Raw genomic sequence first — 1614 nt, 5'->3', positions numbered from 1 at the left:
CTAGCTTGATCTTTAACCTCGGGGTCCGAACGGTCCGTCGTACTTGATCACTCGGGCTGGTAACTGCGGTACACGCAGGCGGCCTTCGGCTGAGCATGTGATCCGACCAAGGAACACACAACGCTCAGCACGAAGGCCGTGAGGAATGAGTCTGTCGCATCACGTCGTCCGGCAGGATCCGTTTGCGGGACTGTCACGCTTCCGGGGTGAGTTCTACTCCTGTCTGACCAAACGTGCGGACGCGCTGTTCGAACTCGCGGACGCGGTGTTGTGCGCGGATGGTCCGATTCGGTCGCTGGTGGAACTGTCGCTGGTGGGCGAACACCGGCGTGGACATGGTGGGCTCTACGACGCCCTGGCCGCGGGCCGGGTCGATGTCGCCCGGCTGCGGCGGGCCCTGGCCGCAGTGCCGCTACCGAGGGCGGCGGACGGCCGGCTGGTCCTGGCCGCCGACCTCACCTGCTGGCTGCGGCCCAGTGCCCACACCTCACCGCAGCGGATCCTGTGCCACACCTACGGGCGGGGCAAGGACCAGCACATCCCCGTTCCCGGCTGGCCCTACTCGGTGATCTGCGCACTTGAGACGGGCCGCAGTTCCTGGACCGCACCGCTGGACGCACTGCGTCTGGCACCTGGCGATGACGCCGCCACCGTCACGGCTCGGCAGATGCGCGAGCTCGTCGAACGGCTCATCACGGCCGGGCAGTGGAAGGACGGCGACCCGGAGATCCTGATCGTCGTGGACGCCGGCTACGACGTTCCCCGCCTGGCCTTCCTTCTGCAGGATCTCCCGGTGCAGGTGCTGGGCCGGCTGCGCTCGGACCGCGTTCTGCGACGTGCGGCCCCGTCGCGCGAGCCCGGTGTCCGGGGTCGGCCGTCCCGTCACGGTGGCGAGTTCGTGTTCGGTGACCCGGCCACCTGGAACACTCCCGACGCCCGGACAGTGACCGAAACCCGTCTCTACGGCACCGCCACCGCACGGGCTTGGGACCGCCTCCACCCAAGACTGACCCACCGCTCGGCCTGGACATCCCAGCTCGGCGCCCTGCCGGTCATCGAGGGCACCGTGATCCGCTTGCAGGTCGAGCACCTGCCCAGCGGCGCGACACCGAAGCCGGTCTGGCTGTGGTGGTCAGGCACCGACGCCTCCGGGGCCGACGTCGACCTGCTCTGGCAGGCATTCCTGCGGCGCTTCGACATCGAACACACCTTCCGCCTGTTCAAGCAGACCCTGGGCTGGACCTGCCCGAAGATCCGCACCCCCGAAGCAGCCGACCGCTGGACCTGGCTGATCGTCGCCGTTTTCACCCAACTCCGGCTCGCACGCCCGCTGGCGGCAGACCTCCGACGGCCGTGGGAGAAGCCGACCCCGCCCGACAGGCTCACCCCCGCACGAGTCCGCCGCGACTTTCGGCACCTCCGCCCGAAGGCCGCCTGCCCAGCCGGAGCACCGAAATTGACTCAGCCCGGTCCAGGACGGCCACCCGGCCGCAGGAACAGCCAACCCACTGCACGCTACGACGTGCACACCGTCGGCAAACCCGGCCCCGCAAAGCGACGAACAAAGAAGTCAACGACCCCACGCCCACGCCGCACAGGTTAAAGATCAAGCTA

General features: G+C 68.6%; 1 protein-coding gene. It reads left to right on the top strand.

The annotated features are described in order from the left end of the window. Nucleotides 1-145: 145 nt before the first annotated feature. Nucleotides 146-1603, top strand: coding sequence for an NF041680 family putative transposase (locus ABT001_RS35955; RefSeq protein WP_351285902.1), 1458 nt, complete (start codon nt 146-148; stop codon nt 1601-1603). The last annotated feature ends 11 nt before the right edge of the window (nt 1604-1614 follow it).

Origin of the sequence: Streptomyces sp. NPDC002793, from assembly GCF_040295485.1 — a bacterium.
Taxonomy (GTDB): Bacteria; Actinomycetota; Actinomycetes; order Streptomycetales; family Streptomycetaceae; genus Streptomyces.
The sequence above is the reverse complement of the archived record's forward strand: the minus strand, read 5'-3'. Positions and strand labels throughout refer to the sequence as shown.